At 67.2% G+C, this 26,667-nt stretch carries 23 protein-coding genes and 1 tRNA gene; 9 read left to right on the forward strand and 15 right to left on the reverse strand.

Annotated elements, in window-relative coordinates; translation table 11 throughout:
- Positions 1-33 precede the first annotated feature (33 nt).
- The 4 genes from NV1_RS28170 to NV1_RS28185 all read right to left on the reverse strand — a co-directional run bounded on the left by NV1_RS28170 (position 34) and on the right by NV1_RS28185 (position 3,485).
- Entirely contained in the window at positions 34-984 is a 951-nt protein-coding gene (locus NV1_RS28170) for an alpha/beta hydrolase (RefSeq protein WP_067897863.1), read from the reverse strand.
- 1 nt (position 985) lies between these two features.
- Positions 986-2,182 carry an FAD-dependent monooxygenase gene (locus NV1_RS28175; protein WP_067897866.1) on the reverse strand — a complete coding sequence of 399 codons (1,197 nt, stop codon included), beginning with the start codon at positions 2,180-2,182 and terminating at the stop codon, positions 986-988.
- Positions 2,179-2,655, reverse strand: a complete 477-nt coding sequence (locus NV1_RS28180; RefSeq protein WP_067897868.1) for a GbsR/MarR family transcriptional regulator — start codon at positions 2,653-2,655, stop codon at positions 2,179-2,181. Before NV1_RS28180 ends, NV1_RS28175 begins: the two co-directional genes overlap by 4 nt.
- Before the next feature lie 176 nt (positions 2,656-2,831).
- Positions 2,832-3,485, reverse strand: coding sequence for a DUF5666 domain-containing protein (locus NV1_RS28185; RefSeq protein ID WP_067897871.1), 654 nt, complete (start codon positions 3,483-3,485; stop codon positions 2,832-2,834).
- 254 nt (positions 3,486-3,739) lie between these two features.
- On the opposite strand from NV1_RS28185, the gene NV1_RS28190 reads away from it, so the two are divergent.
- The 3 genes from NV1_RS28190 (at position 3,740) to NV1_RS28200 (ending at position 8,377) form a co-directional block, all read left to right on the forward strand.
- Complete coding sequence (locus tag NV1_RS28190) at positions 3,740-4,444, forward strand: response regulator transcription factor (RefSeq protein WP_169813424.1); 705 nt, start codon at positions 3,740-3,742, stop codon at positions 4,442-4,444.
- A complete protein-coding gene (locus NV1_RS28195) occupies positions 4,422-6,266 on the forward strand; it encodes a sensor histidine kinase (protein ID WP_084525852.1) in 1,845 nt (614 codons plus the stop codon). Before NV1_RS28190 ends, NV1_RS28195 begins: the two co-directional genes overlap by 23 nt.
- Positions 6,267-6,352: 86 nt before the next feature.
- Entirely contained in the window at positions 6,353-8,377 is a 2,025-nt protein-coding gene (locus tag NV1_RS28200) for an ArnT family glycosyltransferase (RefSeq protein WP_084525853.1), read from the forward strand.
- Between the two features lie 128 nt (positions 8,378-8,505).
- Here the strand turns inward: NV1_RS28200 and NV1_RS28205 are convergent.
- Positions 8,506-8,578, reverse strand: a tRNA-Gly gene (locus NV1_RS28205).
- 189 nt (positions 8,579-8,767) lie between these two features.
- Here NV1_RS28205 and NV1_RS28210 point away from each other — a divergent pair.
- A complete protein-coding gene (locus NV1_RS28210) occupies positions 8,768-10,801 on the forward strand; it encodes an ArnT family glycosyltransferase (RefSeq protein WP_067897881.1) in 2,034 nt (677 codons plus the stop codon).
- Positions 10,802-11,029: 228 nt separating this feature from the next.
- Positions 11,030-11,992 (forward strand): alpha/beta hydrolase, encoded by a 963-nt coding sequence (locus NV1_RS28215; protein WP_245713965.1) that lies wholly within the window; start codon positions 11,030-11,032, stop codon positions 11,990-11,992.
- A gap of 128 nt (positions 11,993-12,120) precedes the next feature.
- Here the strand turns inward: NV1_RS28215 and NV1_RS28220 are convergent, their stop codons facing one another.
- From NV1_RS28220 to NV1_RS28255, 8 genes are all read right to left on the reverse strand, one after another.
- Entirely contained in the window at positions 12,121-13,335 is a 1,215-nt protein-coding gene (locus NV1_RS28220) for a DUF445 family protein (protein WP_067897887.1), read from the reverse strand.
- A gap of 105 nt (positions 13,336-13,440) precedes the next feature.
- Positions 13,441-13,875: a nuclear transport factor 2 family protein gene (locus tag NV1_RS28225; RefSeq protein ID WP_067897890.1), complete on the reverse strand. Its 435-nt coding sequence runs from the start codon at positions 13,873-13,875 to the stop codon at positions 13,441-13,443.
- A gap of 145 nt (positions 13,876-14,020) precedes the next feature.
- The gene (locus tag NV1_RS28230) at positions 14,021-14,785 is read right to left on the reverse strand and encodes an enoyl-CoA hydratase (protein WP_067897893.1); all 765 of its coding nucleotides are present in this window, start codon (positions 14,783-14,785) and stop codon (positions 14,021-14,023) included.
- Between the two features lie 71 nt (positions 14,786-14,856).
- Entirely contained in the window at positions 14,857-15,246 is a 390-nt protein-coding gene (gene rbsD, locus NV1_RS28235) for a D-ribose pyranase (protein WP_067897896.1), read from the reverse strand.
- A 32-nt stretch (positions 15,247-15,278) separates the two neighbouring features.
- Positions 15,279-16,226 (reverse strand): ribokinase, encoded by a 948-nt coding sequence (locus tag NV1_RS28240; RefSeq protein WP_067897899.1) that lies wholly within the window; start codon positions 16,224-16,226, stop codon positions 15,279-15,281.
- Positions 16,223-17,038, reverse strand: coding sequence for an ATP-binding cassette domain-containing protein (locus NV1_RS28245; protein ID WP_067897902.1), 816 nt, complete (start codon positions 17,036-17,038; stop codon positions 16,223-16,225). The genes NV1_RS28240 and NV1_RS28245 overlap by 4 nt, the downstream gene beginning before the upstream one ends.
- A gap of 9 nt (positions 17,039-17,047) precedes the next feature.
- On the reverse strand, positions 17,048-18,043 hold the full coding sequence (locus NV1_RS28250) for an ABC transporter permease (RefSeq protein ID WP_067897905.1): 996 nt from the start codon (positions 18,041-18,043) through the stop codon (positions 17,048-17,050).
- Positions 18,040-19,032, reverse strand: a complete 993-nt coding sequence (locus NV1_RS28255) for a sugar ABC transporter substrate-binding protein (protein WP_245713966.1) — start codon at positions 19,030-19,032, stop codon at positions 18,040-18,042. Before NV1_RS28255 ends, NV1_RS28250 begins: the two co-directional genes overlap by 4 nt.
- A gap of 169 nt (positions 19,033-19,201) precedes the next feature.
- Between NV1_RS28255 and NV1_RS28260 the strand changes: the two genes are divergently transcribed.
- Positions 19,202-20,206: a LacI family DNA-binding transcriptional regulator gene (locus tag NV1_RS28260; RefSeq protein ID WP_067897911.1), complete on the forward strand. Its 1,005-nt coding sequence runs from the start codon at positions 19,202-19,204 to the stop codon at positions 20,204-20,206.
- Between the two features lie 67 nt (positions 20,207-20,273).
- On the opposite strand, the gene NV1_RS28265 is transcribed toward NV1_RS28260, so the two are convergent.
- Entirely contained in the window at positions 20,274-21,506 is a 1,233-nt protein-coding gene (locus NV1_RS28265; protein WP_067898015.1) for an FAD-dependent oxidoreductase, read from the reverse strand.
- 56 nt (positions 21,507-21,562) lie between these two features.
- On the opposite strand from NV1_RS28265, the gene NV1_RS43885 reads away from it, so the two are divergent.
- Positions 21,563-21,757 carry a hypothetical protein gene (locus tag NV1_RS43885; RefSeq protein WP_157117418.1) on the forward strand — a complete coding sequence of 65 codons (195 nt, stop codon included), beginning with the start codon at positions 21,563-21,565 and terminating at the stop codon, positions 21,755-21,757.
- Between the two features lie 229 nt (positions 21,758-21,986).
- Positions 21,987-22,463, forward strand: a complete 477-nt coding sequence (locus NV1_RS28270) for a guanyl-specific ribonuclease (protein ID WP_157117419.1) — start codon at positions 21,987-21,989, stop codon at positions 22,461-22,463.
- 278 nt (positions 22,464-22,741) lie between these two features.
- On the opposite strand, the gene NV1_RS28275 is transcribed toward NV1_RS28270, so the two are convergent.
- On the reverse strand, positions 22,742-23,848 hold the full coding sequence (locus tag NV1_RS28275) for an NADH:flavin oxidoreductase (protein ID WP_067897916.1): 1,107 nt from the start codon (positions 23,846-23,848) through the stop codon (positions 22,742-22,744).
- A gap of 308 nt (positions 23,849-24,156) precedes the next feature.
- On the opposite strand from NV1_RS28275, the gene leuS reads away from it, so the two are divergent.
- Positions 24,157-26,646 (forward strand): leucine--tRNA ligase, encoded by a 2,490-nt coding sequence (gene leuS / locus NV1_RS28280; protein ID WP_067897920.1) that lies wholly within the window; start codon positions 24,157-24,159, stop codon positions 26,644-26,646.
- Positions 26,647-26,667: the final 21 nt, after the last annotated feature.

A 26,667-nucleotide genomic window follows, 5' to 3' on the forward strand; every position in this document is an offset into this window, starting at 1 on the left:
TGGACGCTCTGTTGTGCTGCTGTTGTGTTCGTGTCAACGGAATTCTGTGCGTAGGCCTTGGGATCGGACTTGGCTGGCGGGTGGGGAGGTGGTGATGGTGGCTGCTGTGCGTAGGTGGTGATCGAACCAGTCGACGGCTATGGCCATGGCTTGGCCGAGGCCGGGTTCGATGGTGAGGCCGCGTTCGTCGTAGGGCAGTATCTCGAGCTGTTTCGGTTCGTGGGCAGCAGCGAAGGCGGTGAGGACTTCGTCGATGTCGTGGGTGAGGTCCGCACTTCCGGTGACCATCAGCAGCGGCCGCGGCGCCACTCGGGTCAGGAAGACTTCCGGCGTCCAGGCGAGGATGTGGGCCAGGGATTCCACCTGCACCTCGTCGTCGAAACTGGGAAATGCTTCTTTGGCCAGGGTCAGGTAGTCGACGATGTGGGGATCGCCGGTACCGAGCAGCGGGATGCGCATTCCGGTGCCGGTTGCGAACCGTTGTTGCTGGTCGCGGTCGATCGTGTCGAGCAGGGCTTGCACACCGGCGCGGCCGCGGCTCTTCTCCAAGGCTCGCCAGCCGTTGAACATGCTCGGGTTCTGGCAGGCGAGGCAGGCGATCCTGCGGTCGATCGCAGCTGCCTGGATGGCTACGGTCGCGCCGAGACTGTGGCCCCACACACCGATCCGCCGCGGGTCGATTTCACGACGTGTTTCCAGATAGGACAGAGCGTTGCGGACGTCGTCGACGTAACGGCCGGGAAAGACCTGCCCCCGAGGTGTGCCTTCGCTGGATCCGATGGTGCGGTAGTCGACGGCCAGCACGGCATATCCGGCCCGGACCAGATAGTCCGCATGCGGCGCCAGTGCCTCCTTGACCATGTGCACACTGTGACCCATCACGACCGCGGGAAGGGGGGATGGATCGTCGATCTCGTCCGGCAGATAGAGATCGCCAGCGCATCGGACCTGGTCACTGCGGAACATCACGTGCTCGACAGTCATGTCATTCGCCTTTCACCGTGGCTGGGTGTGTGTTGATGGTGGGTGGGGTCCAATCCCACAGGTGGGCGGACTTGCGGGCGCCGATACCGCTGCCTGCCAGACTGGTCAGCCCGGTCATGAGGCTGTAAGTGAAAGGGTTGGTGGACAGGCTGATTCGCGGGTCCTGGCGGGCCATGCGCTCCACCCGTTGGCTGCGGGGCCGGCGCAGCCGGTCGTAGCCCGCCAGGGCAGTGGGGATTTCGGTGTCACCTGACAGTTGCGCGGCCAGCACGCACGCATCCTCGAACGCCTGACAAGCACCTTGAGCCAGGAACGGAGTCATCGCGTGCGCGGCGTCACCGAGCAGCACGACCCGGCGATCGATGTACGACTCGAGCGGCTCGAGGTCGTAAATATCATGGCGCAGAATCGCTTCCGGCGGTGTCGCGGCCAGCATGGCGGGGATCGGGTCGTGCCAGTAGCCGACGCGGCGGCCGATCTCGGTGAGATCGTCGTCGTATCGAATGCCGGGCTGGTCGCAGCGGATGGCGAGGAACCAGAACACGCGCTGGCCGGCCAGCGGGTGTGCCCCGAAACGTGCTCCGCGACCCCAGGTCTGGAATCCGTCGACCGGCCATACCGCGCCGGACGTGGTGACCCCCCGCCAGCACAGAATGCGCTGAAACACCGGTTCGGGCGCTTTCGGGAAGACGGACCGCCGGATTGTGCTGCGGATACCGTCGGCTCCCACGACCACATCGGCGGTGGCTCGCCGCGATCCTTCCGCGGTGCGGTAGGTGACAGTCGCCTCGCTGCCGGATTGCTCGACGCCGATGACTTCCGCGGCAGGGACCACGCATTCGGCCGGAAGGTTCGCATGCAGCACACCGTGCAGATCGGCGCGATGGTTGGCCAGCAGTGCCGTATCACGTCCTGGACGGAATCGCATGAGATAGCGGCCGTCGGGGGTGCGCAGCGTCGCACCGGCCTGTGTCGGAACCGACACAGCACGGAATTCTTCGCCTATCCCCAGCGCATCCACAGCGCGGACGGCGTTGGGTGCGAACGACCAGCCAGCCCCGACCTCGCCGGTATCGGCACGTCGCTCCAGTACCGTGACCGACCATCCGGCCCGCCGCAGCCCGATCGCCGCGGCGAGCCCGCCGATCCCGCCACCAACTACTATCGCGGTCCGGCCACGCTCTACAGATTCGGTCATCGCTTGCTGTCCTTTTCGAAAGGCAGAGGTTCGTCGGTGAGTCGCTTGGCCATCCAGTCGTAAACGTCGTGCGCGGCCCGTAGCCGCCGGGACCGGGCCGACCCTGTTCCCGACAGGTCGATTCCCGTGGCGATGACATCACGGAACGCGGCCAGGGAGGCCACCCGGCGACGCACCACGGTTTCCCACGCGTCGTCGTCCATCCGGTAATAGTTCGTGCGCTCACCCGGTCTCGAGCGGCGCCGTATGAAACCCGCATCAGTCAGCACTCGCATGTTGGTCGCCAGTGACGCCCGGCTCGCACCGATCACCCCGCAGATCTGCTCGGCGGACTGCTCCGCCGGATCGCAGATCATCAACCAACCCAGGATCCGGCCCGCGATCGGCGGCACCCCGTACTCCCCCGTGCAGAACATCGCCACCTGCTCGACCCACTCCAGTAACCGTTCGTTGTCGGCACCCGGTGCACTCATCGCCTCCGACCCTCTTATGTGTCTAGTAGTTTCAGTTCTTACTGAAACTACTAGACTAGTACAGTCTCCTGTTGTCGGTTCGAAAGCGTCACCGCTACCTCACGCCGACGCCCGAACATGAGTGACCCTGCGGTTACCAGGCCCACCGCGGCTTCATGTACCGGGTGACATGATCGTCAACGCACCCCGAACATGCGGCTGCTGCGGCTGCTCGAATTGTTGCTGTTCTGATCGGCGCTGGGCTCGGTGATGACCGTAGCCGTGGACGTTCCGTTCGCATCGGTGGCCCGGATACTCACGGTGTCACCGACTTTCAAGCCGGACTCGGACTGTGTCGAGGTGTTGATCGTATAGGTGTGCGTGTAGTCGTCGGTGCTCTTCGCGGTGATCGAATCGGCGGAAATCGCTGTGACGGTACCGGTTTGGGTGAGTTCGGTGGTGTATCCGCCGTCGCCGTCGGAGATGACGAACTGTCCGTGCAGGGTTGGTGCGCCGATCGCGTCACCGGGTGCGGAGTCGGCTCCGCCCGGACCGGAGGCATTCGCCGCGCCCTGGCCGCCGGGTCCGTTCATACTCCAGCCGGGGCCGCCGCCCGGGCCGCCGAATCCGCCGTGCTCGGACGAATTGCCCGAGGCCGCGTAGATCACGCCGCCGCCCACGGCGGCGATCGCCGCGGCGATGCCGACCGTGGCGATGGTCTTGCGGGTGGTCCAGGTCGAGGGGGTGGTCTGCGGCCCGCCCCAGGTCGGCTCGGTCCGGGGCGGTTCGGCCTGGATCGGCTCGGTGTGATCGGGCTGCTCGGGGCGCGGGGGCTGCTCGGGAGCGGTCATGAGGGAGGTACTCCTTGGGTACGAGGGCCCGACAGGGTCGTCGGTGTTCGCTCCACCGTGTGCGGCGAAGCTGGGTGCGGGCTGTGCACGGAGTCAGCATTGGATATGTGTGCGCTGGTCAGGGCGGTTTTCCGGGGTGGGGTACGTTTCACAGGTAGCGCACAGCAGGGACAAAGCCCGCTCCGAGCGGCGGGCGTGACCATGATGAGGTGACCGCTATGACCAGTGTCAATACCCCGACCGAACGCCCCGTGATGCGCCGCGCCGACGGCAGTCCCGTGACCGTGCTGGTCGTCGACGACGAGCCGATGCTGGCCGAGATGTTGTCGATGGCGCTGCGGTTCGAGGGCTGGGAGGTGCACAGCGCCGGTGACGGCCGCACCGCCATCGCCCGCGCCCGCGAGACCCGCCCTGACGTGGTCGTCCTGGACGTCATGCTGCCCGATATGACCGGACTCGAGGTGCTGGGCAAGATGCGTGCGGAGATCGCCCACCTGCCCGTCCTCCTGCTGACCGCCAAGGATTCGGTCGAGGACCGCATCGCCGGACTCACCGCCGGCGGCGACGACTACGTCACCAAGCCGTTCAGCATCGAAGAGGTCGTGCTGCGGCTGCGTGCTCTGCTGCGGCGTACCGGAATCACGATGCACGACAGCGGCGCTCAGATCGTCGTCGGCGATCTCGTCCTGGACGAGGACAGCCACGAGGTGACCCGCGGCGGCGACCCGATCAACCTGACCTCCACCGAATTCGAATTGCTGCGCTTCTTCATGCGCAATCCCAAACGTGTGCTGAGCAAGGCGCAGATCCTGGACCGGGTCTGGAACTACGACTTCGGCGGCACCTCCAATATCGTCGAGCTGTACGTCTCCTACCTGCGTAAGAAGATCGACAACGGCCGCGAGCCGATGATCCATACGCTCCGGGGTGCGGGCTATGTCCTCAAACCCGCAACCTGAGCCACCGGCTTCCGGCGCGGCGGCGGCGCCATTGCGGCGGCTGTCCGGCACCGGCTTCGGATCTCGTGAATCCGGCAGGGAGACAGTCGATTCCGATCGCTCCAGAACTTTGCGGCGGCGTTCTCCAGCGGGTTCGGCGCAGCAATCCGCCGGAGAACAGGACCCCTACCCCCGCTCCGGCCGCTGGTCCCCGCGACGCTGGTCGCTGCGACTGCGGCTGCTGGTCGGCCAGGTGCTGCTGCTGGTACTCGTGGTCGTCGGCATCGGGGCCGCGACAGAGCTTGCGCTGCAACAGTTCCTGGTTCACCAGCTGGATTCGCAGCTGATGGACACCGAGACCCACGCCCTGTTCGATTCCGGTGGTGGTCCCAGCGTCGGTCACCTCCCGGATGACATCGCCGCGCATCCGCCGCCGCGTCCGCCGGAGTCCAAGACCTCCGGGCCGGGCCCGACCTTCCTCGATCGCGGCGGCATCCAGCCCGATTCCATCGGTGCCGTGGTTGCTGGCGGAAAGGTCACGGCCGCAGGCAAAATCGGCTCCGACGGCAGTCAGGTATCGCTGAGCGACACCGCGAAGAGTCAGCTGGCGAATCTCGCGGTCGACGGCAAGCCGGTCACGATGGACCTGGACGGGGTCGGCAGCTATCGGGTCGTGGCGAGTGAGACCTTCGAGCACACCACCGTCGTCAGCGGCCTGCCGATGGCTTCGGTGAACGCGACACTCGTGCGGGGACTGGCGGTTTCGGTGATCGTCACGATCGTAGCGCTGGCCGTCGCGATCACCGTGGGCGTCTGGGTGATCCGTCGTGCCCTGGCGCCGCTGGATCGGGTCGCCTCGACCGCCGCGCGGGTAGCCCGGTTGCCGCTGGATCGTGGGGAAGTCGAACTGCCCGTACGTGTTCCGGAGTCGGACTCCGATCCGGGAACCGAGGTCGGGAAGCTCGGCGCGGCGGTGAACCGGATGCTCGACCATATCGCCGGAGCGCTGTCGGCCCGGCATGACAGCGAGACGCGGGTGCGACAGTTCGTCGCGGACGCCAGTCACGAGTTGCGTACTCCGCTGGCCGCGATCCGCGGCTATACCGAACTGGCGCAACGGAATCGGGACGATGTGCCGCCGGTCGTCGCGGATGCCATGGGCCGGGTGGATGCCGCCGCGCATCGGATGTCCGGTCTGGTGGAGGATCTGCTGCTGCTGGCCAGGCTGGATTCGGGCCGCCCGCTCGAACGCCAGCCGGTCGATCTGACCCCGCTGACCGTCGACGCGGTCAGTGATGCCCACGTCGCGGGCCCGGATCACCATTGGGATCTGTCATTGCCGGATCGTCCGGTGATGGTCGTCGGCGATGTCGCGCGGCTGCATCAGGTGCTGGCGAATCTGCTCACCAACGCCCGCGTGCACACCCCGCCGGGTACCACCGTCGTCGCCGCGCTGGATATCGATGCCGCCGCTGGTTCGGCGGTGTGGACCGTGCGGGACGACGGGCCCGGCATCCCCGCCGCGCTGCAACCCGAGGTGTTCCAGCGGTTCGCCCGTGGTGACTCCTCGCGGTCGCGTCATGCGGGCAGCACCGGGCTGGGTCTGGCGATCGTGGCCGCCGTGGTCAAGGCGCACGACGGCGAGATCGCCGTGGACAGCGTGCCCGGCCGTACCGAATTCACCGTTCGGCTGCCGCTGGTCCAGGGTGCGCCGCCGATCGCCCGGCCTGGTTCAGGACTCGCAACGTGCGAGACGAAGACCTCTGGGCGGCGTCCCTCGACAGCTCGCACCTCACCCGCGGATATTCGTCACGTCCGCTCGGCGCGTCATCGTCGTTGGTGACGTGCGGAACACCGCTCACCCGGGCTCACAGCCAGTGCACAGCGGTGACCAAGTCAGGAGCCACGAATGATCCGAAGAATTACGGCGTGACCTCGACATTGCTGGAACCTGTACCCGCCCCGACGGCGCCGCTGCCCGCCGGATCGCGGCGTCCGCGGCGGATTCGTCGCCTGAGTCCGGCGGCCCTTCTGGTCGCGACGGCGGTGCTGTACCTGTGGGATCTGGGTGCGAGCGGCTGGGCGAACCAGTTCTACGCCGCGGCCGTACAGGCCGGGTCGTCGAGTTGGAAGGCGATGCTGTTCGGATCCAGTGACGCGGCGAATTCGATCACCGTGGACAAGACGCCCGGCGCGCTGTGGGTGATGGACATCTCCGCCCGGCTGTTCGGCTTCAATGCGTGGAGTCTGCTCGTACCGCAGGCGCTCGAGGGAGTCGCGGCGGTCGCGGTGCTGTATGCCGCGGTGCGGCGGGCCGGTGGGCACTGGGCCGGGATCCTGGCAGGTGCCGTGCTGGCGCTGACTCCCGTGGCCGCCTTGATGTTCCGCTACGACAATCCGGACGCGCTGCTGGTCCTGATGCTGACCGTGGCCGCCTATTGCACGTTGCGAGCGGTCGAGAAGGGCTCTGCCGCATGGTGGTTGCCGCTGGCCGGTGCGTTCATCGGCTTCGGTTTCCTGGCCAAGATGTTGCAGGCGTTCCTGGTGCTGCCCGCGCTGCTGGTGGTGTATCTGCTTGCCGCACAACGGTCGTGGCCTCGACGGCTGCTGCAGGCGGGAGCAGCGGCGCTGGCGATGGTGGTGTCCGCGGGGTGGTATCTGGCCCTGGTGGCGCTGTGGCCCGCGGATTCGCGGCCCTATATCGGCGGCTCGCAGCACAACAGCGTGCTCGAATTGGCCCTGGGCTACAACGGCGTCGGCCGGTTGACCGGCGATGAGACCGGCGGGCTGGGCAATACCAACTACGACGTCGGGTGGAACCGGCTGTTCGCCGATTCGATGGGCGGTCAGATCGCCTGGCTGATCCCGGCGGCGATGATCCTGGGCGTGGCCGGCCTGTGGGTGATCCGACGCGCTTCGCGCACGGACCGCACTCGCGCGTCGCTGCTGGTGTGGTTGGGCTGGCTGGTGATCACCGGTGGTGTGTTCAGCTTCGCGAACGGGATCCTGCACCCGTACTACACCGTGGCTCTCGCGCCCGCGATCGGCGGCGCCGTCGGTATCGGCGCGGCGCTGATGTGGCGCAGCCGCAACGATATTCGCTCTCGCGTCGTGCTGGCGGGCACGTTGCTCGTGACCGCCGCACTGGCCTGGACACTGTTGCGGCGGACCTCGGGCTGGATGCCGTGGTTGGCGCCCGCCATCGTGGTTGCCGCGGTGCTCGCGGCGGTGCTGATCCTGGTGGTCGACCGGCTGCCCGAAGCGGTCGCGACGGTGGCGCTGTTGTCGGCCGTGATCACCGGTCTTGCCGCGCCTGCCGCGTATTCCATTGCGACGGTGTCGACAACGCACAGCGGCGCGATGCCGTCGGCGGGGCCGGACGACACGGGAGGCTTCCCGGGCGGCGGCCATGGTGGCCCGGGAGGCGGGCACTGGAACGGCGGCGCGACGGCCGACCGCGGTGCGAATGCCGCAGCCGGTCGGGGCAATTCGGCCGCCGGTCAAGCGCAGAACGCCCCCGGCGCAGGTGCCGCGGTCGGCGCCTCTCGGACCGGAAATCCCGGCGGTATGCACGGCGGCCCGTTCGGCAGTGCCGATCCGGGTGCGAATATCGTTGCGGCACTGAAGAACAACGTGAGCAACTACACCTGGGCGGCGGCCACCATCGGCTCGGACAACGCCGCCGGATATCAGCTCGCGGTCGGTTCTCCCGTCATGGCCATCGGCGGCTACAACGGCACCGACCCGTCACCGACCCTGCAACAGTTCGAAACCTATGTGGCCCAGCGCAAGATCCACTACTACATCGACGCCTCGGTGATGGGCGGCATGCGGGGCGGCTCCACCAGCACCGGCAGCGATACGGACACCCGGATCGCCGCGTGGGTCGGGGCCAATTTCACCGCCCAGACCATCGACGGCACCACGGTCTACGACCTGACCACCACCCGCTGATCGGAGGCCGAGACAACGATTCCGCGCCCGTTCCACATCCGGAAGGCGCGCGGAATCGTTGTCTCGAAGACGGGCACGGGGAAGAAGTCCTGGGCCGGGAAAGAAATCTTGGGCCGGAGAAAATACTGAGCGGATGACGGGATTCGAACCCGCGACCCTCACCTTGGCAAGGTGATGCGCTACCAGCTGCGCTACATCCGCATACCGTGTTCCCACGGCGAGTAGAAACCTTAGCCCACCGACCGGGAAAATGCCGAATCAGCAGGTCAGGGTGGGTGCCGTTGGTGCGTGGGGTGCGGGCCTCGACTTCACAGGATGCGCACAGGGCGGACCAATATCCGGCCCATCGCCCAATCCGAACATGGTAGGGACCGAGGAGAGGACCTTCCGATGACGATCACCGCCGCGCCCGTCCACCGGGCCGCACCAGCTGAGCCCGACGAGCCGCGCACGCGACCGCCGTGGCATCGCCGGCTCTACGGACCGCCCGGCCAACCGCGCTGGGTGCGACCGAGCCTGTGGGTTCTGCTGGTCGCAGCCGCGTTCCTGTACTTCCGGGGCCTGACCTGCAACGGCTGGGCCAACGACTTCTACGCCGCCGCAGTGCAATCCGGCACCAAGAGCTGGAAGGCGCTGCTGTTCGGTTCGCTCGATCCGGGTAACTCCATCACCGTCGACAAGCCACCCGCCGCCATGTGGGTGATGGCCCTGTCCGGCCGGTTGTTCGGGTTCAGCTCGTTCTCGATGCTGCTGCCCGAGGCGCTGATGGGTGTGGCCTCGGTGGCCCTGGTGTATGCCGCGGTGCGGCGCTGGAGCGGTCCGGCGGCGGGTCTGCTCGCGGGTAGCGCGCTCGCGCTGACTCCGGTGGCCGCGCTGATGTTCCGGTTCAACAACCCGGACGCGCTGCTGGTCTTCCTGCTCGTCGCGGCCGCGTACTGCACGGTGCGCGCGACCGAGAGGGGCAGCGGGCGCTGGCTGGCGCTGACCGGTGTCGCGGTCGGATTCGCCTTCCTCGCCAAGTTGATGCAGGCATTCCTGGTGCTGCCCGCGCTGGGACTGGTTTTCCTCGTCGCCGCGCCGATCACCCTGCGCGAGCGCATTCTGAAACTGCTCGGCGCATGTGTCACGATGGTGATCTCCGGTGGCTGGTTCGTCGCCCTGGTCGCCCTGTGGCCCAGCGCTTCCCGGCCGTACATCGGCGGATCCACCGACAACAGCCTGCTCGAGCTGGCGCTGGGCTACAACGGCCTGGGGCGTGTTCTGGGCGGTGCAGGCAACGGCGGCGGGGGCGGCGGTGGCGGTGGCACCATGTTCGGCGGCAGCACCGGCATCACCCGGCTGTTCGGCGACTCCTTCGGCACCGAGATCTCCTGGATGCTGCCCGCCGCGCTGATCGGGCTGATCGCGGGTCTGTGGTTCACTCGCCGCACCCCGCGCACCGGACGCACCCGGGCGGGCCTGATCCTCTGGGGCGGATGGCTTCTCGTCACCGGTATCGTGTTCAGCTTCATGCAGGGCACCATCCACCCGTACTACATGATCGCGCTGGCGCCGGCCGTGGCCGCGCTGGTCGGCATGTCGGTGGTCGAATTGTGGCGCGGCAGAGATAATCTCGCGGCCCGGGTGGTGCTCGGCGCGATGCTGGCCGGCACCGGAGTCTGGAACTACGTCCTGCTCGACCGCACGCCCGACTGGTATCCGGCGCTGCGCTGGATCGTGCTGGTGGGCTCGATCCTGATCGCGGCGGTGCTCATCGTCGGAGCTCATGCGCTGGGCCGCTTCACGGTGATCGTCGCGGCGGCGGGCCTGCTGTTCGGAATCGCGGGCTCGGCGGCCTACACCGTGGACACCGTGGCCACCGTGCACACCGGTTCCATCCCGACCTCGGGTCCCGACTCAGGACGGGGCTTCGGCGGCGGCAGCTCGCACAAGCCCTCGGGCACAACGGGTTCGAATGCGCCGAGCGCGGTTCCGTCGGGCCCGGCATCCTCGGGTGGCGCACCATCCGGGACCTCGACCGGTACGAATTCGGATCAGACTCCGCAGTTCGGCGGGCAGGGCGGCGGCCCCGGCGGCGGCACGGACAACAACACCGCACTGCAGCGATTGATGCGGAACAGCACCGGCTACCGCTGGGCCGCGGCCACGATCGGCTCCCAGTCGGCCGGCAGCCTCGAATTGTCCACCGGCGCTTCGGTCATGGCGATCGGCGGCTTCACCGGTAGTGACAACTCCCCGACGCCGGCGCAGTTCGAGCAGTACGTGGCCGAGGGCGACATCCACTACTTCATCGCGGGCGGCCACGGTGGCCCCGGCGGCGACTCCGGAGTGGCGTCCCAGATCACGACCTGGGTCGAACAGCACTACACCGCGACAACGGTCGGCGGCACCACGGTCTACGACCTGACCGAGCCGATCTCCTGACCGATCCGTCGGTGGTCCCTTCACGCGGGCCCGGAAACACAGGCACTCACCTGATGTTTCCGGGCCCGTTCCAGGTCCGCCCGACAGGCCGCGCCCGGACCGCCCTCGCGCGTGCGCTTTTCGCGGTGCGCCGTTTGGCCGAAAAGGGGTTGCTTCGACGTTGCGCTCTCTACGATGCCTGGCGTGAATATTGTTTCGGCGGCCGGATCGGTTCGCAGAAGTCGATCTGTGGCGTATGTCGTTGCCTTGGTCGTGGCGGTGGTGGTGCCGTTGTGCGCATCTCCATCGATCGCGAACGCACAAGCCACCGTCGACCACGTCACTCGAATCTCCGCGCAGCGCGAGGAGATATACGTGCAGTCTCCGGCGATGCAGCGGATCGTCCAGCTCGATGTGCTGCTGCCCGCCAATCAGGGGTCGTCCCGCCCGACCCTGTATCTGCTGGACGGAAACGGTGCGTCCAATACCGAGGGGCAGAGCACCTGGGCCATGCGCGGTGGCGCCGTGCAGTTCTTCGCCGACAAGCCCGTCAACGTCGTGATGCCGGTCGGCGGACCCGGAAGCTTCTACACCGACTGGGAGAAGGACGACCCGAAACTGGGGCACAACAAGTGGGAAACCTTTCTCACCGTCGAGTTGCCGCCGTTGGTGAACGGCTTGCTGAAAGGCAACGGCGTCAACGCGATCGGCGGTGTCTCGATGGGCGCACAGGCCGCCGCGACATTGACCGTCCGCAATCCCGCCCTGTACCGGGCACTGGCCACCTTCAGCGGCTGCCTGTATTCGAGTAACGCCGGGCAATTGTCGGTGCGCCCGGTGGTCATCTCCGACGGCGGAAATCCGGACAACATGTGGGGCCCCGCGACCGACCCGCAGTGGAAAGCGCACGACCCCAGCGCGCACCTGGACCAACTGCGCGGCAAACCGGTCTTCGTCTACACCGGTACCGGGGTGGTCGGGCCCGCCGACGCCAACTTCGACCCCAGCTTCACGTACCCGGCCACCTTGACCGAATCGATCGCGATCGAGCAGGCCGCGCACGACTGCACCATCTCGATCCTGGCGGCGATGAAACTGGTCGGCCTACATCCCCAGGTCGACTGGAACGCGATCGGCACCCATTCCTGGCCCTATTGGAAGGACGCCCTGCCCAAGTCCTGGCCGACCCTGGCAGCCGGTCTGGGGGTCTGATCGCGCACGACACATGCCCCCGCTGTAACTGCCCGCACGGCGCCCTGTGTCCCCCATCGGACGCAGGGCCGCCGCTGGTTGAAATGTAATGCAGTTCAGTGAGACCCGCTGCGATAACGACGGGACGATCAGCTGAGCAGGAGGTGAACCTGGAGTTCACCGACCAGGAAGCCGAGAATGCCGCCGATGGCCACGAGCTTCCATTCGTCCTGTTTGAATGCCGGGCGCAGCAGGCCCTCGTATTCCGAATCGGTGAGGTCGCGGGTTTTCTCGACGACGAGGTTGCGCAGGTCCAGGGTGCGCATGGCCTGTTCCTCGAAACCGGCTGCGGCGCTGCGGATATAGGCGAGCATCTCGGGGACCGTATCGCGTTTGAGTGCGGCGATGGTGTCGCCGGCGACCAGGGTGACCAGCGGCCGGGCGGGGGCGGATTGGGCGTCGATGAATTCGCCCATCCGCCGGGACAGGATCGCGGCCAGCCGGTCGGCGCGTTCGCCGTCCAGGATCGATTCCAGCATTCTTGCGGGAGTGAGGATTTCGGTGGCGATCAGGTTGCCGTAGTCGTTGCAGACCTCTTCGCGTCGTTTGTGGAACAGGCCCTGCCACGGCACGATGCCCAGAATCCACCGCCGGTTCACCGGACGGAAGATCATCTGCAGCGCAAGCCAATCCGTACTCAGCCCGGTGATGCCACCGAACAGCGGCATCAACATCGGCGAATGGGTGAACGCCCAGGTGAACATCTGCACGAAACCCAGCACCGTGCCGAACAGCAGCCCCGAGCGCACGATGAACCGCAGTTCGTTGGTCCCGATGTCACGCACCAACTTCACCAGCAACGCCTTGTCGTTGACGAGCGTATCGATCGCGATGGCGCGCAGGTCCATCACGTGCTCGAGGTTGACGCGCAGATCGGTCGCGATGTCGTCGATCAGGGCGGGCACGTCACGCTGCACGCGCGCGATCATGGCCGTGCGCGCGAACTCCGGCATGGTCACCCAGATTCGCGGTTCGTAGCGCATCATCAGCTCGTGCACCATGTGCGCTACGGACTCGTTCAGGGGTTCGCGCAGCGTAGTGGTGAGTTCGGCGATATCGATGCGGCTCAGCAGTTCCCGGGGATCGATGAGCCGGGTGAACATCAGATCCACCGCGACGGTCGCCATCCGCGGCGCGGCTTTGGGAACCACGCCCTGCCAGCCCAGCCACGGCCGGATGCCGATGAATTCCAGTGGCCGGAACAGCATTTCCACCGCGACCAGTTTGGTGGTCCACCCGATGAGTGCGGCAACGATCGGTATCGAGCAGTACAGCGTCCAGTGCTGGAGGAAATCGTCGATCACGCAACCGCTCCGAGCGCGAGGGATGAATCTGAGCCCACGGCGGAACAGTAACAGGTTTCTAACGATGGGCCGGGAGACGGCCGGGTGATGCGCGGGCGAGTGCTATCACGCCGACGGCGCGACGAACATGTAGCCCTTCTCCTCCTCGCGCCGTCGAATCCGCCACTGCCCGTCGACCCGGACGAAGGTGTCCAGGTACCACAGCCCGCACAGCATCAGGCTCTGCTTACCCGCCGCATCGGCGACCAGCATCGGGTTGTGGCACAGCGTGCGTCCGGTTGCGGTATCCCCGTCGACGCTGATCGACGAGTTGCTGATCAGGTGCTGGAAAGCCAGGAAATTCGGCAGCATGGTCGCAAGAAACTCCTTGGTGGACACCAGATCTCCCGCGGAACCGCCCATCGCGCTGTAGTCGATGTACGCGTCCGGGGTGAACACCTCGTCCAGCAGATCCCACTGCCGGGTATCGACGGCGTGCGAATACCGCACCATCAGATCCTGGATCTCCAGCCGATCGGAAATTTCTTGCAGCGACAACATGATTACCTCCGGGTAGCGCCGAGTGTGAACATGTCATCAGCGATCGTGCTCCGCGGTGCCGGTTTCGGCGAATTACGTGCTGCGGGGCCGGATCACCGGCGGGTGGACGGGATTTCCGCCGCGGCGTTGTCTCGGGCGCGGTGCCTCACGACTGTGAGCGAGTGATTCGAGCCTGCATCGCGGCGAGGCGGTCGGCGAACTCCGGGGAATCCAGTGACTCCAGTTGCGGCGCGATCTCGGCGTCGACGGCGTCGGCGTGGGCGGGCAGTTCGCGGGTGGTCCGGAGCGTGCGTTTGGTGGCGATGAGCAGGTCGCGCGGCGCGTCGGCGGCGGGCTGGGCGTAGGCGACGGCGGCGGCGACGAGAGCCTCGTGATCGCCGAGTACGACTCGGTGCACCAGTCCGGCGGTTTGGGCGGCTTCGGCGTCGAGGATCTCGCCGAACAGGGTCATGGCGGCGGTGCGCTGGGGGCCCAGAGCCCGCTGCGCCATCCACGTCATACCGCCGCCGGGGTGAAGTCCGAGCTGCAGGAAGCGGGCGTCGAAGCGGGCGCGGGGACCAGCGATGCGGACATCGGCCGCCAGCGCGAGGTTGAGCCCCGCGCCCACCGCCGCGCCCCCGACCGCCGCGATGGTCGGCAACGCGCAGTTGGCGACGGCGAGGAATCCCGCGTAGACCTCCCGCAGACCTTGCTCCCGTGCCGCACCCAGCACCGTGAGATCGGCCCCGGCGCAGAACGCGGGAGGCGTTCCGGTGACGACCAGCGCATGAACGTCCCGGTCGTGCTCCGCATCCGCGACCGCGGTCGCCAATCCCGCCGACAGCTCCCGGGTCAACGCATTGCGTCGTTCCGGATCATGCACCGTGACAACAGCAACCTTGCCCTGCCGTTCCACCAGGATCTCAGCCATTCGGGGATCGTATGCGACGCGAACGTCGTTCGGGCATCCAGCCCGTGCCCGGCATGTCCGGGATGCTGTGGTCAGGACCAGGGGACCCCGGCGCGTAACAGGACGTTGGCGTAGGGCCGGGCCTCGCCGGTGCGTACTACGAAGCGGCAGTCGGCGATGCGGGATTTGAAGGAGTCGTGGTCGAGCAGCTCGGCGTGCAGATTTTCGGTGAGAAGGGCTGCGGCGTCCGGGTTTTCGGCGGTGACCTCGCGGCTGGCCCAGGCGGCTTCGACGGTCACCTCGTGCAGGACGAGATTCAGGATCGGCTCGAAGCGGGGGAATCCGTAGGAGATGCCGAGGTCGATGACGGGGACGGTGGCGGGTACCGGGAGGCCGGAGTCGCTGATCGCGAACAAATCGGTGTGGCGTAGGCCGGTCAGGGCCGCGGCCAGTTCGGCGTGGATGATTCCGGTGGTGCGCATGGGTCTCCTGGTCTGCGTGGCGGGTGCTCGGATCACGAAGTGAGCGGGCTGGATCGCGGTACCGCCGCGAGTGCGGCCGCGATCCGGTCACCGGTGGGATACGAGGCGTGTGTGCCGGGGGACTGCACCGCGAGGGCGCCCGCGGCGGTGGCGAAGGCGACGGCCCCGCCGAGTTCGGCGCCCTCGGCGAGGGCGGTGGCCAGGGCCCCGACGAAGGCGTCGCCGGCGCCGGTCGAATCAACCGTATCCACGTGGGGCGCAGGCTGATAGGCGCCGATCACCGGCGATCCGGCCACGCTCTGCGCCCATACCGAACCGGCTGCGCCCAGCGTCGCCACCACCGATGGCACGCCGCGCAGACACAGTGCCCGGACCTGCGCGAATGCCTTTTCGGGAGTTTCGGGGACCGAACCGCTCACCGCCGCCAATTCGGATTCGTTGACGATCAGCGGATCGCAGCGGCGTAGCAGATCTTCGGACAGCCGCATCGCGGGCGCCGCGTTGAGAATGAACCGCCGGGCCCGTGTGGAAATCCAATCGACCACGCGCACAGGGATTTCCAGTTGTGCCACCACGACCTGCGCCGTCTCGAGCAGTCCGGCCTCGACGGTCAGTCCGTCCAGTCCGGATTCGCTCTCCCAACCGAAGTTGGCCCCGGGATCCACCACGATCTGGTTCTCCCCGCCGGCCACGGTGATATACGCGGTGCCGGTCCGGCTGTCGGGCACCTCGCGAACCGCCGTGAGGCCGATGCCATACTCCAGCAACGACTTCCACAGTCCGGGATCGGCATCCGCACCCACCCGGGCGACGAATTCCACCCGGCCTCCGGCCCGTGCGGCGGCGACGGCCTGATTGGATCCCTTGCCGCCCAGATTCGTTCGCGACCGCAACGCCAGCACCGTCTCCCCGGGCGCGGGCAACCGTTCGACCTCGCTCACCACATCCACATTCACCGAACCCACCACGACAACGGTCACGATGCCGCCTCGGAGGCCGTTGTGATGTCGTCGACCCGGACGTCCCCGTCCCGCGAGGCTGCCGGATCTCCGGGAATCGCGCCGGTGATGAGACCGACGAGCCGATCCCCGTCGACTTCCGAGATCCGATGTGAGGCAACGGTTCTGCCCCGGCGCAGGACCACGACGTTATCGCAGACGCGCATCACCTGAGCCAGGTCGTGGCTGATGATGAGCACCGTGACGCCGCGATCGCGCAATCCTCGGACCAGTTTCTCCACCGCGGCGGTTTCCCGGACGCCCAGTGCGGCGGTGGGCTCGTCCATGATCACCATGGCCTTGCCCCAGGCGACCGCGCGGGCGATGGCGATGGATTGGCGCTGGCCGCCGCTCATCCGGCGCACGGTGGTGCGGACCGAGGGCACGTCGACGTCCAACTCGCGCATGATCTCCCCGCTGCGCGCGATCATGCCGCGGCGGTTGACGATTCCGAGCGGATACACCAGTTCCCGATTGAGGAACAGGTTCTGCCACACCGTCAGATCATCGATCAGGGCCAGATCCTGGTAGACGGTTTCGATCCCCATCTTGCGCGCATCCTCGGGGGAGCGCAGCCGCACCGGTTCGCCGCGGAACAGGATCTGACCGGTGTCGGGGGACTGCACGCCGGTCAGGCAGCGCACCAGCGTGGATTTCCCGGCTCCGTTGTCGCCGACGAGCGCGGTGACCTCGCCTTCCGGGATGCGTAGCGACACCCCGCCCAGCGCGCGTACCGAGTCGAAGGATTTGGTCAGGTCCCTGGCCTCGAGTAGAGGAACGGACTGAATGTTCATGGGGTGCGCCTACTTTCGGAACCGGGAGATCCCGGCGGCCAGCAGCAGCACCGCGCCGACCGCGACCGGCTGGTAGTACTGCGAGATGCCCAGGATGGTGAACCCATTGATCAGCGAGGTGAACAGCACCGCACCCGCGACAGTGCCCAGCACCGACGCCTTTCCGCCGGCCAGCGACGATCCGCCGAGCACCACCGCCGCAATCGAACTCAGCAGATAGGTGGTCTGCAGCGAGGGATCCGCACCGCCGTTGCGCGCCACGAGCATCACCCCGGCGACCCCGCACAGCAGTCCGGACATCGCGTAGGCGAACAGCCGGATGCGATTCACCGCGATACCGGTATCGCGCGCGGCCTCCAGACGTCCGCCGGTGGCCAGCAGATGGGTGCCGATCCGGGTGCGGAAGATGATGCCCGCCACCACGAGTGCCGCGATCAGCGCCAGCAGCCAGAACCAGCGCACCGGACCGATGCCGTCCAGCGCGAGTTTCTGCAGGAAGGCCGAATTGACCGCCGTGGTATTGCCGTGCGTCAGTAGCAATGTCAAGCCGCTGAGCACACTGAGCATGCCCAGGGTGACCACGAAATCGGTCATGTGCAGCCGTCCGACCAGTACGCCGTTGATCACGCCGACGACCAGTCCGCCCACGATCGCCACGACGATGCCGACCGCGATCGGATAGCCGTGGCTGGTCGTGTAGCCCAATAGTGCTGCGGCCCAAGGCAGATTCGCGCCCACCGACAGATCGATGCCGCCGGCGGTGACCGCGAACTGCTGCCCCAGCGCCAGCACGGTCAGGATCGACGCGGACACCAGCAGGTCACCGATATTGGCCAGGGTCAGGAAGTCCGGCGTGGCGATGAAGAAGGCCACCCAGAGCAGGACCAGCGCGATCGGCGCCGCGTATTCGGCGAGCTTGGCCGGGATTTCGGTGCGCCCCTCACGCGTACCGACTTCCGCGGCGCCGCCCGGATCGGCGGGTGCGATATCTGCCGTGGAGCTCACTTGTTCAGGAGTCCTTCCAGCGGGTTGTCGAAGGTGACGATCGGCCGCGGGAACGCCGTGATCTGTTGATCCACATTGTCCTTGCCGATGAACGCGATCGGGGAGACCACGCGGTCGGGCAGCTTCTTCCCCTGATGCTGTGCCAGGCAGCCCTGCACCGCGAGTTGCCCTTCGGCATAAGGGTATTGGGTGACGGTGCCGTAGAGGGTGCCCGCCTTGACCGCGTCCAGCGCGGCCTGGATGCCGTCGACGGAGATCACCTTGATCTGCCCGGTGCGGCCCGCGTTCTTGATCGCCTGCGCCGCGCCCAGGCCCATGGTGTCGTTGGCGGAGAAGATGCCGGTGATATCCGGATGCGCCTTCAGGATCGCCTCGGTGACCTGCAGGCCCTTGTCCTGCTCGTAATCCGCGGGCGCCTCCTGGACGATGTCCAGCTTGCCCGCGACGGCCTCGGCGAAGCCCTTGTCGCGGTTGATGCCGTTCTGCTCACCGGCGATCCCCTGCAGAACCGCGACCTTGCCCGTGCCGCCGAGGGCTTCGAGCAGTTTCTGGCCCGCGGTCCTACCGGCCTCGACATTGTCCGAACCGATGAAACTCGCGTAGGAGACCCCGGCGGCCTTGGAAGCGGCCGGGTCGATCTGGGTGTCCAGATCGAGGATCGGGATGTTCTTGCGGGCGACCGCGGTGAGTGGGGTGATGACGTTGGTGCCGTTCACCGGCACGACCCCGAAGCAGCCGAAGCCCTGCGCGGCCATGGTGGAGATCTGCGCGTTCTCCCCGTCGGCGTCCGTTTCGGACTGCCCGGCCTGCACGGTGACCTTGACGCCGAGCTTGGCCGCCTCGGCCATGGCCCCGTCGCGCAACGCCGCCCAGTAGGGGTTGGTGAAGTTGCGGGTGACGATGGCGATCTTGAAATCCCCGGAGCTGCTGTGATCGCCACGCCCGCAGGCGGCCGCGGCGAGCGCGCCGACGAGAACAAGCGGCGCCATCGCACGCCTGAATCGAGCATTCATGGGTGTTCGACCTATCACTCAATTGATCAACTCGTGTTGATCAACACGAATTGATGAGTAGTCTGTGACCTGAGTCACCGACTGTCAAGGGGTTGGGCGCAATAGCGTGGAATCGGACCGTGACCGAGAACGAGGAGAGATCCGAATGGCAGTGACACGCGCGGATGTAGCGCGTCTGGCCGGTACCTCGCCCGCGTTGGTGAGCTACGTGCTCAACGGCGGGCCGCGTCAGGTCGCACCGGCGACCCGGGCGCGGATCGAGGCCGCCATCGCCGAACTGGGCTACCGGCCCAATATGTCCGCGCGCAGCCTGCGGATGAATCGCGGACACGCGCTGGGCATGGTGATCCCCGACGGCGCGAACCCGTTCTTCTCCGAACTGTCCGCGGTCATCGAGGCGGCCGCGTTCGCACGCGGGTATCCGTTGTTCGTCGGCAATGCCGCGGGTGATTCCGAACGCGAACAGGCGTATGTGCGGACGTTCATCGATCGGAGAGTCGAAGGGCTGCTCGCTATTTCATCGTCCTGGGAGACCGGCGTCGGCGATGCGTGCGCCGAGGCCGGGATGGCCCTGGTGGCCGTGGACCGCATCATCGATCCGGCCCGGTTCACGCACGTGATGTGCGATTCGGTGAGTGGTGCGCGGGCGGCGGTGAGCCATCTGATCGAGCACGGGCACCGCGAGATCGCCTGTCTGAGCGGACCGCACGTCTCCACGGCCGAGGATCGCGTGCAGGGGTACCGAAATGCCCTGTCCGCCGGTGGATTACCCGAAGGTCCCATCGTCCGGACGGATTTCGGCGGCGCGGCCGGGTACGGCGCCCTGTCCGAACTCCTCGCCGCACCCCGCCGCCCCACAGCGGTCTTCGTCACCAGCGACCTACAGGCGATGGGTATGCTCCGCGCCGCCTATGACGCCGGACTGCGCGTCCCCGACGATTTGGCCGTGGTCGCCTTCGACGGCATCGAATACGCCCGCTACACCCGCCCCGGTCTGACCACCATGGTCCAGCCCACCCGCCGCATGGGCGAACTGGCGATACAACTATTGCTCGACCAGATCGACACCGGCACAACAGATCCCGGTGTGGTATCGCTGGAAGCCGGCCTGCGCACGCGCGGCTCGTGCGGATGTGCCGACGATTTCTGACCGGAATCAGGAACCCCGTACGATCGCCGGCTGCACGGCCCGGCGATCTCGCGTCCCCCGGAACTGGTCAGGACGGGCGGCGCGCGAATCCGGGGGCGTGTTCGGGGCGGACTCCCCGGGCTACCAGGCGGGGTGGGAGGTCGCGGAGGAAGGGGGTGCGGCGCAAAAGGCGGAGGGGGAGTGGGGGGTTGGAGTTATCGGAGATGTTCAGGCGGCCTTGCAGGGCCGGGGCTATAGCGCGGGCGTGCAGGAAACGTTGCAGGCCCTGGGTTACGGCGGTGGGGAGACGGCGGCGGCGTTGCACGCGGGCCAGGTCGGCGGTGCTCAGTCGACCTGAAAGAAGTTTGGGGGCAAGGATTCTCGCGGCCGCTACCGCGTCCTGGACGGCCAGGTTGATGCCGACGCCGCCGACCGGCGACATGGCGTGTGCGGCGTCGCCCAGGCACAGCAGGCCGTCGGTGTACCAACGGTCCAGGCGATCCAGTTGGACGTCGAGCAATTTCACCTCGTCCCAGCTCGACAGGGCATCGGTGCGATCGGAGAGCCAGGGCACGATGTCGGTGAGCGGACGCATGATCTCCGAGATGGGGCCGCTGCGCAACGCGGGATCGCTGCCCTTGCCGATCAATGTCGCGCACTGCCAGTATTCGCCACGGTCGAACAGCAGGGCGACCCGACGCGGCGTCAGGAATCCGACGGCGCCGGAGGGGTCGCTGCCGTGGCGCGGAATTCGGAACCACCACACGTCGAAAGGCGTTGACCAGCGCCGTGATCCGAGCCCCGCCGCCGCCCGCAACGCGGAGGTCCGCCCATCGCAGGCTACGGTGAGGTCCGCACGGATCTCGCCGACGTCGCCGTCGCGGGTGCGATATCGGGCGCCGACCACGCATCCGTCCTCGCGGATCACATCGGTCGCCTCGGTGTTCATTCGCAGCCGGAACGTCGGCTCCGAATTCGCCTCTCCGGCAAGGAGATCGAGTAGATCCCACTGCGGCACCATCGCGATGTACCGGTGCGGTCCCGGTAGTCGGTCCATGGTGGCGACGGTGAACATCTGCCCGCGGATCGGCAGCTGCACCGAAGTCAACCGGCGCTGCGGCAGTTTCGCGAAGCGTTCGCCCAGCCCGAGCTCGTCGAGCAGGTCGAGGGTGGTGGGATGCACGGTATCGCCGCGGAAGTCGCGCAGGAAGTCCGCATGCTTCTCCAGCACGGTGACCTCGACTCCGGCGCGGGCCAGCAGCAGTCCCAGCACGATTCCCGCCGGACCTCCACCGGCGATGAGACAGGTGGTTCGATCCATCGGGCCCTCCACGGTGTCACGGCCTTGCGCTCGATATTCGATGTTATTGCGCCGCAGTGCGATGTGCACCGCTATCCCTGGTTGTGGCCGAGGCGGCGGTTGGCTCGGTGGTCCTGGACCGGCTCCCGGTGGACGTCGTAATCGCAGTCGTGGAACCAGCGTTCGAGATGGGGCCGGTGGCGTTCGGCGAGGTCCACGAGGCCGGATCGCCGGTCGGGGTGCCCGCCCGCATGGCATCGGCGAGCCGCTGATGGATATCGCGTTGTTCGGCGCGCGGGTCGAGCCGGTCCTGTTCGGTGTACTACGCGGTACGCTCGCGGCACCCAGGCGGCTCGCTGGAGGCCGGATATGCGAATTCGACATCTATTGTTGTCCGGTTGCTCGGCTGCGCGTCGTCCGATGCGGATTGCGCCGCCAGTACATTCGGTGCGGGGGTGTCGGAGCGGCGCCGGTGTATCGACGACCATTGCGAGGTATTTGATGACGAACGACCCGATATCGCCGGACACCCCGTCGCCCGAAAAAGGGTGGACCAGACCTCTCTCGATGCTCGCGGCGGCGACGATGGCCACACTGGTCGCGCTGTCGGTACTGCTGGGCGGCCTCGGTACTGCGCACCGGACCGGTACCGCCCCGGTTGCCGCTCAGAGCGCCACCGACCCGCGCCCGATCGCGTGCTCGATCCCCGATCAGGCCCGGCGGACGCTGAGTCTGATCGACGCCGGTCAGTGGCCGCCGAACGACGGTTCGGGCACCAAGGGCGGCACCACCTGGAGTGATCGCGAAGGAAACCTTCCCAAGACCGACGGCAGCGGCAAGACCATTCGCTATCAGGAGTGGGACGTGAACCGCAAGGTGTCCGGTCACAACCGCGACGCCGAGCGCATCGTCACCGGTGACGACGGATCGGCCTGGTACACCGGCGACCACTACGTCACCTTCTGTCGAATGCGCTGATAGGCAACCACTTCCGGTCGACCGGAACAATCCGCGCGCCCGCTCCAACCGGATCGGGCGCGCGGTTCGTTCATTCCCGCGGTCTCGCGGCGGCCGCCGATATGCGCGGCCGGTGGGCCCGAGATCCCGGGCCGGCCAGACGTGCGCCGTCGGGGCAGCCAGCTGAAAGTCGTTGCGCCAGTGATCAGCACGACCATCCCGACGGCGTCGATGTCGGATACGTCGAGCGGTCGGCGTCGCTCCGGGCTCGCGTACTCGGCCGAGACCGACGCCGCGAACTACCGGAACGGGACGATATCCGAAAGCCGTTGGTCGCGAACCTTGTTCACCCACTCCGGATCGGCGAGCAGCGCACGACCCAGGGCGACGACGTCGAATTCGCCGCGCTCGAACTGTTCGTTCAGGAAGCGGAAGCGTTCGGCCTGGGTCTCGTCGATCTCGTCGCCACGGAAGACGCTGTCCACGCCCACCGACCCCACCGTGATCACCGGCCGGCCGGTGATCTTCTTGGTCCACCCGGCAAGGCTCAAATCCTCCGCGTAGTCGGTGAATTCGGGCAACCAGTGCCGTCGCAGCGAGGTGTGGAAGATGTCGACTCCGGCGTCGACGAGCGGGGTGAGCAACTCCTCGAGCTCGCCCGGGCCCTCGGCGATCCGGGCCGTGTAGTCGACGCCCTTCCACTGCGAATAGCGGTAGATGATCGGGAAGCCGGGGCCGACGGCCTCGCGCACGGCCGCGACCACGCGGGCCGGGAACGCCGCGCGGCGACGCGGGGTCACGCCGTAGTCATCGGTGCGGTGATTGGTTGCGGCCCAGAAGAATTGGTCGAGCAGATAGCCGTGCGCGCCGTGGATCTCGATACCGTCGAAGCCGAGCCGCCGAGCCAGTACCGCGGACTCCACATACGAGGCGATGAGAGTGTCCAGATCATCGGCGGTCAGTGCCCGCCCCACCGGCGCTCCGGTGTGGTCGATTCCCGACGGGCTCACCGACCGGGTCTCCGGTTCGAACTCGGGCTCGTTGCCTCGGTCGACGCCGGTATGCCACAGCTGCGGCACGATGGCCGCGCCCTCGGCGTGCACCGCGTCGGCCACCGCCCGCCAGCCCGCCGCGCTGTCCTCGCCGTAGAACCGCGGCACACTCGAGAGCGGTCCGGCCGCCGGGCCGCGGACGTAGGTCCCCTCGGTGATGATCAGCCCCACACCGCCCGCCGCGTGTTGCCGGTAGTACTCGATGTTCTCCGAATTAGGCACTCCGCCAGGCGATTTCACCCGTGTCATCGGGGCCATCGCGAACCGGTTCCGCAGCCGCAGCGATCCCGTGTCGAACTCGGTGAACAATCCGTCGAGGCGGATCGAGGGATCACCGACCGATTCTTGTGACATGGAGCATATTCCCTTCCGATTCGGCGATTCGATTGTCGAAATCCGGTCGCCCGAACAACACCGGGGATGTCCCAGCCATTCCAGCCCGGCTGTGATCGGGGTGGCGACCGTTACCGCGTGCGTCCGGTCCGGCGGCTTTCGAGGTCCGGAATCGGGAGTACGAACGCGTCACGACATGGCCGCTCGTCACCGGAGCAAGGGTTACGGCGAGATGGGCGGATGCCTCGCGAGATATCCGGTGGCGCCGCGGCCGCGGCTTGTGATCGAGTTGTCTCACCCGGATGTGATTCCCGAGCGGAGCCCGAGCGATGAACACTTTCGACACCGCTGATAGCGATGAGACCTACGATCCGCAGGCCGTGATCGACAAATGGCTCGCTGTGTGGGACGAACTCGGCACCTTCGCGGTGGATCGGCGCGCCGATGAGCGGGACCGGCAGCGGCGTTACGTGGTGAGTATGTTCTCCTACCCGTCCGGTGATCTGCACATGGGGCACGCCGAGGTGTTCTCGATCAGCGACGCGATGGCGCGGTTCGCCCGGATGCGGGGTTACGACACGCTGTTCCCCGTCGGTTGGGACTCCTTCGGCCTTCCGGCCGAGAACGCCGCTCTGGCGCGGGGCCTGGACCCGCGCGGATGGACCTATGCCAATATCGCGACGCAGGCGGATTCCTTTCGGCGGCTGGGTATCTCGTTCGATTGGAGTACCCGTCTGCACACCAGCGATCCGGAGTACTACCGGTGGAACCAGTGGTTGTTCCTGCGGCTGTACGAGCGCGGTCTGGCGTATCGCGATGACGCCCTGGTGAATTGGTGTCCGCGCGATCGGACCGTGCTGGCCAATGAGCAGGTCGTCGGGGGACGTTGCGAGCGATGCGGGACCGAGGTGGTCAAACGCGCGCTCACTCAGTGGTTCTTCAAGATCACCGACTACGCCCAGCGGCTGCTGAACGATATGGTCCAGCTCGAGCCGGGCTGGCCCGCGGAAATCCTGACCATGCAACGCAATTGGATCGGACGTTCGGAGGGCGCGCACATCGATTTCACCGTCCAGGGTCGCGATGAGCCGGTGCGCATATTCACCACGCGACCCGACACTCTGTTCGGCGCGACATTTTTCGTGATCGCCTTCGACGCGCCGCTGGCCGCGCGGTTGTGCGCACCGGAGTGCCGCGACGCGTTCGATGCCTACGTCCGCCAAGTCTCCGCGGGTACCGATATCGAGCGTTTGGCCACGGATCGGGCCAAGACGGGCGTATTCCTGGGCCGGTACGCGATCAATCCGGCCACCGGCGAACCGATTCCGATCTACGCCGCGGACTATGTGCTGGCGACCTACGGCACCGGCGCGGTCATGGCTGTGCCCGCACATGATCAGCGCGACCTGGATTTCGCTCGGGCACTGGGGATTCCGGTTCGCACGGTGATCGACACCGGCGCCGCGGATCCCGCGCGAACGGGCGTGGCCGCCGATGGTGCGGGGATAATGGTGTCCTCCGGCCGCTTCACCGGACTCTCCAGCGACGAGGCCCGCGCGGCGATCGTCGCCGATCTGACCGAGCGGGGTATCGGCGGGAGTGCGGTCACCTATCGGCTGCGAGACTGGCTGCTGTCCCGGCAGAGATATTGGGGCACACCGATTCCCGTCATCCACTGCGGCGAATGCGGTGAGGTGCCGGTGCCCGAGGACCAGTTGCCGGTCCGCCTGCCGGACAGCGGCTACGAGCTGCGGCCGGCGGACGGCAGCGCACCGCTGGCCAGTGCGCACGACTGGGTTCGGGTGTCGTGCCCGCGATGCGGCGCGGCGGCTCGGCGTGACACCGACACCATGGACACCTTCGTCGACTCGTCCTGGTATTTCCTGCGCTATCCGAATCCGCATTTCACCGAGGGCCCGTTCGACCCCGCCGAGATCGCCCGGTGGCTGCCGGTGGATGACTACATCGGCGGTCGCGAGCACGCCACCGGCCATCTGCTCTACGCGCGCTTTCTCACCAAGGCGCTGCACGATCTGGGGCTGCTGCCGTTCACCGAGCCGATGACCCGCCTGACCAATCAGGGGCAGGTGCTCATGGACGGCAAGGCCATGAGCAAGAGCCTGGGCAATCTGGTCGACCTGCAGAGCCAGATCCGGCAGTACGGCCCGGACGCCGTGCGGGTCACCATGATCTTCGCCGGGCCGCCCGAGGACGATGTCGACTGGGCCGATGTCTCCCCGCACGGCGCGGTCAGATGGCTCGCGCGAATATGGCGACTGGCTGTCGACATCGGGTCCGCTTCGAGTGCACCCGAACCTTCCGCGGCGAGCGCCGCGCTGCGTCGAGATGTGCACGCGGTGGTTGCGGGCACCACCGCGCTGATGGAGCGAAAACGTCTCAATGTCGCGATCGCTCAGCTCATGCAGCTGACCAATCTGCTGAGCAAGGCCGTCGACAGCGGTCCGGGACCGGCCGATCCGGTCGTCCGCGAGGGCGTCGAGGCGCTGGTCCGGATGTCCTCGTGCTTCGCGCCCTTCACCGCGGAGGAGTCCTGGGAACGTCTCGGACACCGACCCTCGGTATCCGATGCGGGCTGGCCGACGGCCGATCCAGCGCTGCTCGAACGCGACTTCACGACCTGCATCGTGCAGATCGACGGCAAACTGCGCGACCGCCTGCGGGTGCCCACCGGCATCGACGAGACGGCACTGCGCGCACTCGCCTTGGCCTCGGCCACCGTCGTCGACGCGCTGGCCGGTCGCCCGATGACGAAGGTGATCGTGCGCGCGCCGAGACTGGTGAACGTCGTCACGAAATGAGTCGTCACGAATCGAGCGGAA

The organism is Nocardia vaccinii NBRC 15922, assembly GCF_001613305.1.
Classification (GTDB): Bacteria; Actinomycetota; Actinomycetes; order Mycobacteriales; family Mycobacteriaceae; genus Nocardia; species Nocardia vaccinii.

What these genes read in the sequence shown, in the direction of transcription:
- NV1_RS28170 (WP_067897863.1), bottom strand. Translation starts at nt 984, where the DNA reads ATGACTGTCGAGCACGTGATGTTCCGCAGTGACCAGGTCCGATGCGCT.
- NV1_RS28175 (WP_067897866.1), bottom strand. Translation starts at nt 2,182, where the DNA reads ATGACCGAATCTGTAGAGCGTGGCCGGACCGCGATAGTAGTTGGTGGC.
- NV1_RS28180 (WP_067897868.1), bottom strand. Translation starts at nt 2,655, where the DNA reads ATGAGTGCACCGGGTGCCGACAACGAACGGTTACTGGAGTGGGTCGAG.
- NV1_RS28185 (WP_067897871.1), bottom strand. Translation starts at nt 3,485, where the DNA reads ATGACCGCTCCCGAGCAGCCCCCGCGCCCCGAGCAGCCCGATCACACC.
- NV1_RS28190 (WP_169813424.1), top strand. Translation starts at nt 3,740, where the DNA reads ATGCGCCGCGCCGACGGCAGTCCCGTGACCGTGCTGGTCGTCGACGAC.
- NV1_RS28195 (WP_084525852.1), top strand. Translation starts at nt 4,422, where the DNA reads ATGTCCTCAAACCCGCAACCTGAGCCACCGGCTTCCGGCGCGGCGGCG.
- NV1_RS28210 (WP_067897881.1), top strand. Translation starts at nt 8,768, where the DNA reads ATGACGATCACCGCCGCGCCCGTCCACCGGGCCGCACCAGCTGAGCCC.
- NV1_RS28225 (WP_067897890.1), bottom strand. Translation starts at nt 13,875, where the DNA reads ATGTTGTCGCTGCAAGAAATTTCCGATCGGCTGGAGATCCAGGATCTG.
- NV1_RS28230 (WP_067897893.1), bottom strand. Translation starts at nt 14,785, where the DNA reads ATGGCTGAGATCCTGGTGGAACGGCAGGGCAAGGTTGCTGTTGTCACG.
- rbsD (WP_067897896.1), bottom strand. Translation starts at nt 15,246, where the DNA reads ATGCGCACCACCGGAATCATCCACGCCGAACTGGCCGCGGCCCTGACC.
- NV1_RS28245 (WP_067897902.1), bottom strand. Translation starts at nt 17,038, where the DNA reads ATGAACATTCAGTCCGTTCCTCTACTCGAGGCCAGGGACCTGACCAAA.
- NV1_RS28255 (WP_245713966.1), bottom strand. Translation starts at nt 19,032, where the DNA reads ATGGCGCCGCTTGTTCTCGTCGGCGCGCTCGCCGCGGCCGCCTGCGGG.
- NV1_RS28260 (WP_067897911.1), top strand. Translation starts at nt 19,202, where the DNA reads ATGGCAGTGACACGCGCGGATGTAGCGCGTCTGGCCGGTACCTCGCCC.
- NV1_RS28265 (WP_067898015.1), bottom strand. Translation starts at nt 21,506, where the DNA reads ATGGATCGAACCACCTGTCTCATCGCCGGTGGAGGTCCGGCGGGAATC.
- NV1_RS28270 (WP_157117419.1), top strand. Translation starts at nt 21,987, where the DNA reads ATGACGAACGACCCGATATCGCCGGACACCCCGTCGCCCGAAAAAGGG.
- NV1_RS28275 (WP_067897916.1), bottom strand. Translation starts at nt 23,848, where the DNA reads ATGTCACAAGAATCGGTCGGTGATCCCTCGATCCGCCTCGACGGATTG.
- leuS (WP_067897920.1), top strand. Translation starts at nt 24,157, where the DNA reads ATGAACACTTTCGACACCGCTGATAGCGATGAGACCTACGATCCGCAG.